This is a genomic window from Streptomyces corynorhini (genome assembly GCF_003346515.1).
Classification (GTDB): Bacteria; Actinomycetota; Actinomycetes; order Streptomycetales; family Streptomycetaceae; genus Streptomyces; species Streptomyces corynorhini.
On sequence record NZ_QQNA01000329.1, the window covers coordinates 1 to 7,121 of the forward strand.

General features: G+C 73.2%; 7 protein-coding genes. 3 read left to right on the plus strand and 4 right to left on the minus strand.

The features are described 5' to 3' along the window. Positions 1–651 (plus strand): NUDIX hydrolase (locus DVH02_RS31000; protein WP_114627173.1); only part of this gene is annotated, 651 nt, incomplete at its 5' end. A gap of 109 nt (positions 652–760) precedes the next feature. Then, positions 761–1,135: a GntR family transcriptional regulator gene (locus DVH02_RS31005; protein ID WP_114627174.1), complete on the plus strand. Its 375-nt coding sequence runs from the start codon at positions 761–763 to the stop codon at positions 1,133–1,135. Positions 1,136–1,157: 22 nt separating this feature from the next. Here DVH02_RS31005 and DVH02_RS31010 read toward each other — a convergent pair whose 3' ends face one another. The 4 genes from DVH02_RS31010 to DVH02_RS31025 form a co-directional block, all read right to left on the minus strand. Then, on the minus strand, positions 1,158–2,303 hold the full coding sequence (locus DVH02_RS31010) for a DUF5925 domain-containing protein (protein ID WP_114627175.1): 1,146 nt from the start codon (positions 2,301–2,303) through the stop codon (positions 1,158–1,160). Positions 2,304–2,401: 98 nt separating this feature from the next. Next, a complete protein-coding gene (locus DVH02_RS31015; protein WP_114627176.1) occupies positions 2,402–3,220 on the minus strand; it encodes a polysaccharide deacetylase family protein in 819 nt (272 codons plus the stop codon). Continuing rightward, positions 3,217–4,422: a glycosyltransferase family 2 protein gene (locus tag DVH02_RS31020; RefSeq protein ID WP_114627177.1), complete on the minus strand. Its 1,206-nt coding sequence runs from the start codon at positions 4,420–4,422 to the stop codon at positions 3,217–3,219. The genes DVH02_RS31015 and DVH02_RS31020 overlap by 4 nt, the downstream gene beginning before the upstream one ends. Then, positions 4,419–5,369, minus strand: coding sequence for a glycosyltransferase family 2 protein (locus tag DVH02_RS31025; protein WP_114627178.1), 951 nt, complete (start codon positions 5,367–5,369; stop codon positions 4,419–4,421). Before DVH02_RS31025 ends, DVH02_RS31020 begins: the two co-directional genes overlap by 4 nt. A gap of 558 nt (positions 5,370–5,927) precedes the next feature. Here DVH02_RS31025 and DVH02_RS31030 point away from each other — a divergent pair. After that, positions 5,928–6,737, plus strand: a complete 810-nt coding sequence (locus DVH02_RS31030) for an SGNH/GDSL hydrolase family protein (protein WP_114627179.1) — start codon at positions 5,928–5,930, stop codon at positions 6,735–6,737. Positions 6,738–7,121 lie beyond the last annotated feature (384 nt).

The window sequence follows — 7,121 nt, forward strand, 5'->3', positions numbered from 1 at the left end:
GCCGCCCGGCTCACCGCCGCGCTCGGCCCGCTCACCGAGCGCGTCCACCACGAGAACCTCTCGGCGGACCCCGCGCTCTGGGGCCGCGTCGTCGACGACGAGCGATACGCGCTGGTCGCCCGGGTCGGCGCCGCGGCCCGGCGGCACACCGAGATCGTCGACGTCCATCTGATCCTGCGCCGGGGCGACGCGGTGCTGCTCGCCCGCCGCGCGGGGACCGGATACGCCGACGGCCTGCTCCATGCCCCCTCCGGGCACGTGGAGTCGGGCGAGGACGTGCGGACGGCCGTGATCAGGGAGGCGGCCGAGGAGATCGGGATCTCGCTCGCCCCCGGCGACCTGCGCGTCGCGCTCGTCATGCAGCACCGGGGGCCCGCCGGCGAGCCCAGGATCGGCTGGTTCTTCGAGGCGGAGCACGGCGCGGGCGGCACGCCCGTCAACCGCGAGCCCCACAAGTGCTCCGGGCTGTCCTGGCATCCGCTCGCCGCGCTCCCGGACGACATGGTCGCCTACTGCCGCGCCGGCCTCGACGCGTACCGCGCGGGCGAACGGTTCGTCATCCACTGGCACGAGGACGGCGATCCGATCGCCCATCGGCCCGCGGGGCCGGGCCGCGCGGTCCCCCTTCCGGCCACCGGCCGCAGACCCTGAGCGCCGGGACGCGGGGCGCCCACCGGGCCCGCCTGCGCGTTCCGGCGTGTTCCGGCCAGCTGTGCCGCACGGCGCCCGGCGGCGCCGGGTCGTGGGGGACAATCGCTGCGTGACCTTGAAGATCGTGATCGACCCGGCCGCAGTGACCGCCCCGTACGAGCAGCTGCGCACCCAGATCTCCGCGAAGGCCCGCTCGGGCGCGCTGCCCGTGGGATACAAGCTCCCCACCGTACGAGGGCTCGCCGGGGAGCTGGGGCTGGCCGCCAACACGGTCGCCAAGGCCTACCGCGCGCTGGAGACCGACGGAGTGATCGAGACACGCGGCAGGAACGGTACGTTCGTGGCCGCCGCGGGCGAGGCCGCCGACCGGGAGGCCGCCACCGCCGCGCGGACCTACGCCGAGCGCGCGCGGCGGCTGGGGCTCGGCCGGGCCGCCGCGCTGGCGGCGGCGGAGGAAGCCGTCCGGGCCGTCTACGCGAAGTGACCCGCGCGGCGCGGGCGCGCCCTCACAGATACAGCCCCGCGTCCCGGTTGGTGTGCTGGGCCGGGACCGACGCGGGCCCCGTCCCCCGGCGCAGCGCGTACAGCTCCGCCAGCGTCGCGCCGTCGCGGCCGACGGCCGCCTCCCAGCCGCCGCCGGGGCCAGGAGCGCCCTCCCCGTCCCGGCCGCCGTCCTGCCCGTTCAGCCAGGACACCGCCTCGGCGCGGGTCAGCGACCCCACCTCGATCCTGGCCAGACAGCGCCCCGGCCGCACCACCGCCGGGTGCAGCCGCTCCAGGTCCTCGTTGGTCGTCACCCCCACCAGCACGTTCCTGCCCTGGCCGAGCAGCCCGTCGGTGAGATTCAGCAGCCGTGACAGCGCCTGCCCCGCCGTGTGCCTGGCCTCGCCCCTGATCAGTTCGTCGCAGTCCTCCAGGAGCAGCAGCCGCCAGCGGCCCTTGGCCGTGCCGTCGTCCTCGCCGATCGCGATGTCCATCAGATAGCCGACGTCGTTGAAGAGGCGCTCCGGGTCCAGTACGCAGTCGACCTGGCACCACTCCCGCCAGGACCGGGCCAGGGTGCGCAGCGCCGAGGTCTTGCCGGTGCCCGGCGGCCCGTGCAGCAACAGCAGCCGGCCCGAGATGTCGTCCGGGGTCACCTTCATCAGCCGGCCCAGCGCGTCGGCCACCGGCGCCGTGTAGTTGGGCCTGACCTCGTCCCAGGCCCCGGCGGTGATCTGCCGCGCGGTGCGGTGCGGGCCGCGCCTGGGGGAGACGTACCAGAACCCCATGGACACGTTCTCCGGCTGCGGTTCCGGATTGTCCCGCGCGCCGTCGGTCGCCTGCCGGTGGATCTCCTCGGCGAGTTCGGCGGTCACGGCCGTCACCGTCACATCGGCGCCCCGGTTCCAGCGGGAGACCAGCAGGGTCCAGCCCTCGCCCTCCGCGAGGGTCGCGCTGCGGTCGTCGTCGTGGGCGCGGCGCAGCACCGAGGCGTCCGGCGGCAGCAGGGTGGAGCCGGGCTTGACCCGGTCGATGGTGGAGCTGTGGGAGTACGGCTGCTCGCCCGTCGCGAAGCGGCCGAGGAACAGTGCGTCGACCACGTCCGACGGGGAGTCGCTGTCATCGACGGTGAGCCGGATCGGCAGTGCGTCCTGTGGCTTGGCAGACATGTCGCACATGATCCGGCACGGGGGCGTCCGGCGCATGGTGTTTTGCCCGTGGCGGGGCCGGGACATCATCCCGGCCCCGCCACGCGCGCGCCATCGCGTCACACCTGCCCCGGCGTCACCGCCGCCCGCGTCACCGTCGCCGCCCGGCGGACCCGGCGCACCACCGCGTACCCCTTGGTCAGTGCCCGGTCCCGGGCGAAGCGGTGGACGAGGCACCGGCCCTCGACCAGCCGCGCGAACTCCCCGATCCCGGTGGTGCGCCGCACCGTCAGCCGCTCCAGCGCGTACGGGCCCTGGCAGCGGCAGGCCCGCGCGTTGCCCACGGCCAGCGCCTGGGCGAACCCGGCCGCGCGCACCGCCCGGCGCACGCGCCTGCTGGAGTAGCCGTACGGGTAGGCGAAGGAGACGGGCGCCGCGCCCAGTTCGGCGGCGAGGATCTCCCGGCACCGGCCCGCCTCGAACGCGAGCCGTCCGTCGTCGAGCTGGTCCAGCTGCGGATGGGTGTGGCTGTGGCCGCCGACCTCCGTGCCCGCCCCGGCCAGCTCCCGTACCTGGTCCCAGTCGAGCATGGTGCCAGGCGCCCCGCCCTCGTCGTGGGGACCGCGCAGCCAGCCCGTCGAGACGAACAGCGTCGCGGCGAAGGAGTACGAGGCGAGCACCGGCAGCGCGTGCCGGTGCACCCCCTCGTACCCGTCGTCGAACGTGATCAGTACGGGCCGGTCGGGCAGCGGCTCTCCGGTGCGCCAGGCGGCGGCCAGCCGCGCCGTGGTGACCGGGGTGAAGCCGCTGCCGTGGAGCAGCTCCATCTGGTCGGCGAACGCCTCGGGCGAGACGGACAGGGCGTGGGCCGCGGGCGCGGGCCGCCGCGCGACGGCGTGGTACATGAGGATCGGCACGCCGTCGCGCGGCGCCGTCATGCGGCGGCTCCCCGGGGCGCGCGGGTGGAGCCGCCGCGCTCCGCGGGCCCCGGTGCGCCGGGTTCCCGCGCGCCGGGCCCCTGCGCGCCGGGCCCCTGTACGCCGGGCCCCTGTACGCCGGGCCCCTGTACGCCGGTTCCCTGTACGCCGGGCCCCTGTACGCCGGTTCCCCGCGCGCCGGGTGGTTCGATGGGGCCGGAGGAGAAGGCGGCGCCGCCGCCCCGCGCGCGCAGACGCCCCATCAGATACCCGGCCGCCGTCGTGGTCACCCCCACCACGATCGCCCCGGCGCGGCCGAAGCCGCCCGGCCGTCCCCGTACGCCGTCGCCCAGGGCGCGCAGAATCCCGACCGGGAGTACGCGGGTGGTGTAACGGCGCTCGGAGGCGAGCGCCTTGTCCGCCCCCACGCTTCGGGCGACCAGCGCCTTGGACAGCCCTTCCGCGTAGGCCCGGCTACGGAAGTAGCCGAATCGTTCGCGGGCCGCGGGGACCCGGTGGTGGACGACCGCCCGGTCGTCGATCAGGAGCACCGCGTCGGGGACCGCGTCGGTGAGCCGGATGCACAGCTCCGTCTCCTCGCAGCCCAGCGGGCGCCTGTCGCCGTCGCGCCCGATGCCGGTCGCGAACCCGCCCGCGGTGTCGAAGGCCGTCCGCCGGAAGGAGGCGTTCCCGCCCAGTACGTTGCGCACGCGCGCCCGTCCCGCGGGCAGCCCCCGGTAGGCGCAGCCGACGATCCAGTCGAACTCCTCGGGGAACCAGGCGGGTCTGCCGCCCGACGCCCACACGGGCAGGGTCCGGCCGCCGACCGCCAGCACGCGCGGATCGTCGGCGTACGCCTCGTCGAAGCGGCGCAGCCAGTCCGGCTCGGCCACGGCGTCGTCGTCCAGGAAGGCCACGCATTCGCCGCGCGCGACGGCGATGCCGGTGTTGCGGCCCGCGGAGAGCCCCCGGACTCCCGCGTTGGCCAGGACGCGCACCTCCCCGCGCGCCGCCTCGGCCGCGTACTCCCGGGCGAGCCGCGCCAGCAGCGCCGGGTTGTGGTCGACGACGAGCAGAGTCTCCAGGGCGGGCGGCGACTGTCGCCGTACGGAGTCGACGGCCGCGCGGATGTCGTCGCGGCGTTCCTCGGTGTAGACGCAGATCACCACGGAGAACGAGCGGTGGCGGGAGCGCGGGGAGGGGCGGGCGTGACGGCCGCTCATGACGTCCCGCCCCGGCGCAGGCTGATCCTCGGCGCGGCCGTACGGCGCCGGGTGGAGCGCGGGACGCCCCGCTCGCCGAGGATCACTCTGAGGACCCGCAGGCCGTCCCGGACGGCTCTCAGATTGCTGACCCCGTGGATCCGGTCGTACTCGTGGCTCGGGATCTCCTGCACCCTCAGCCCCGCCTTGACGACCCGGATGTTCATCAGGGTCTCCACCTCGAAGCCGGTGCAGTCCAGCGTGATCGCGTCCAGGCAGTGGCGCCAGAAGGCGTTGTAGCCGTAGCACAGATCGGTGTACCTCGCGCCGAACTTGGCGTTGACGGCGGCGCACAGGACCCGGTTGCCGAGCTTGCGTATCGCCGTCATGTCGTCCGTACCGCCGCCGTTGGCGAAGCGCGAGCCCTTGGCGAAGTCGGCGCCCGAGACCAGGGCCGACACATAGGAGACGATCTCCTGGCCGTCGGCCGAGCCGTCCGCGTCGATCATCACGATGATGTCGCCGGTGCACGCGGCGAATCCGCTGATCAGGGCGTCACCCTTGCCCTTGCCCCGCTGTTCGACGACCTTGACGCCCGGCCACAGCTCCCGCGCGACCCGGATCGTGTCGTCGGTCGAGTCGCCGTCCACCAGGACGACCTCGTGGATCCAGCCGGGCAGGGTGCCGAAGACGTACGGCAGGTTCTCCGCCTCGTTCATCGCCGGGATCACGACGCTGACGGGCGGGGCTATCGCGAGGTGCGAGGAGACGGGCCGATAGCGCGGCCGGCCCTCCTGCGGGCCGTGCCGTGGGTCGGCCGAGCCGTTCGTGTCCCCGGGGAACGGAACGGCCGAGTGAACGGCCGAGTGAACGGCCGACGGAACGGCTGATGGAACGGCCGACGGCACGGCCGACGGAATGGCCAACGGATCCTCGCCCGGTACCGCCGGGCGCAGAAAAGCGCTCACGAGTCTCTTTCCCTCTCGTCCGGTGGACCGCCCGCCCCTGGGCGGTCCTGCTGTGTTTCCGGTTCGAAAGGGGGGTTCTCACCCCGCCCATGACGAAAGGGAGCTCCGTGCCGGAACTCCCTGACTGGACGGGTGAGTTGTGGTGCATGCCGCGCGGTACGCGACTCGGTACGACGCGCGGCCGCCGAGCGCGGCACCCCCCTGCTGCGCCCCGCTCCGGGAGCCGTCGCGACGCGTGAGCCCTCCCCTGAGCCGCTTTGTACGACGGTCCGATGCGGGTGAATGTATGACGGTATTGAGGATTGGGGCTGTATGGCAAGGGCTGGAACGGGGGCTGGCTTTTTTGCTTCTTTGGCCATACATCAACGGTCACTTCCGAAACCTCCCTGATCGAATCTGTTCAATTCGGTCATCCCGAACGGGAGGTGGGGAAGCACGGGGGGTGCGCGAGCGGCCGGGGCCGGAACCCTCACCGAACGTTCTTGGCATGAACACTTCCAACACGACGAACTGGCTGGTACGAAAGTCGAGGCAGAGATCCTGCTAGGGAGAGGTCCTATGAAACTGTCCAGAATCACAGCGTTCTCCACCTCGCTGCTCCTCGGTGCCGTCCTCGCTCTCACCGGAGCGGCCTCGGCCCAGGCCGGGGAATCAGCCGCCGCCATCGACTACGTGGCGCTGGGCGACTCCTACTCCTCCGGCGTCGGATCCGGCGGTTACGACAGCGCGAGCGGCGACTGCAAGCGCACCCCCAGGGCGTATCCGGCCCTCTGGGCGGCCACGCACGCACCCGCGACCTTCGCGTTCGCCGCTTGCTCGGGTGCTCGTACGGGTGATGTGACCGCCAGTCAGCTGACGCCGCTCAGCGCGGCCACGGACCTCGTCAGCATCACCGTCGGAGGCAACGACGCGGGCTTCTCCGATGTCATGACCACCTGCGTGCTGCAGGCGCAGGCCACCTGCCTCAACCGGATCGCCACGGCCCGCGCCTACGTCGACTCGACCCTGCCCGGAAACCTCGACTCGGTGTACAACGCGATCAGGGCCAAGGCGCCCGCCGCCCGCGTCGTCGTCCTCGGCTACCCCCGCTTCTACAAGATCGGCGGCAGCTGCCTCGCCGGGCTGAGCGATACGGTGCGCGCCGCGATCAACGGCGCCTCCGACTATCTGAACGCGGCGACCGCCAAGCGCGCCGCCGACCACGGCTACACCTTCGTCGACGTCGCCGGGGCGTTCGCCGGCCACGAGATCTGCTCGGGCTCCGCGTGGCTGCACAGCCTCAACGTGCTCAACGTCCCGGAGTCCTACCACCCCACCGCCGCCGGTCAGTCCGGTGGCTACCTGCCGGGCTTCGCCTCGGCGGCCTAGATGTTCTGTCCTCACCGTCCCGCCTGCCGCGCGGGACGGCGGGCGGCGGACCCGCGGGAGGTCCGCCGCCCTCCGGGCGAACTGTCCAACTCGCCCTGAAATAAGATGGATAGGGCGTGGTTGTTCGCCCCCGTACGAGTGTGGTTCCCGGCGTAGGCGGGATACACGGGTGTCCGTGAGGGGCGATAGGGTTAACCTGCCCGGGCCGGTTGCCCTCGTACGGGTGGGGAGTGAAATGAATCAGATAACGGTACACAGCAGGGCGCGGGTCCCTGCGATCACCTGCGGGAGCAGCGCGTCCAGTTCGCGCCTCGACCGCCATCTCTCGGTGCTCGGCGGTCCCGCCGTGCCACAGCGGGAGACGGTCGAGGCGCGAACTGGACG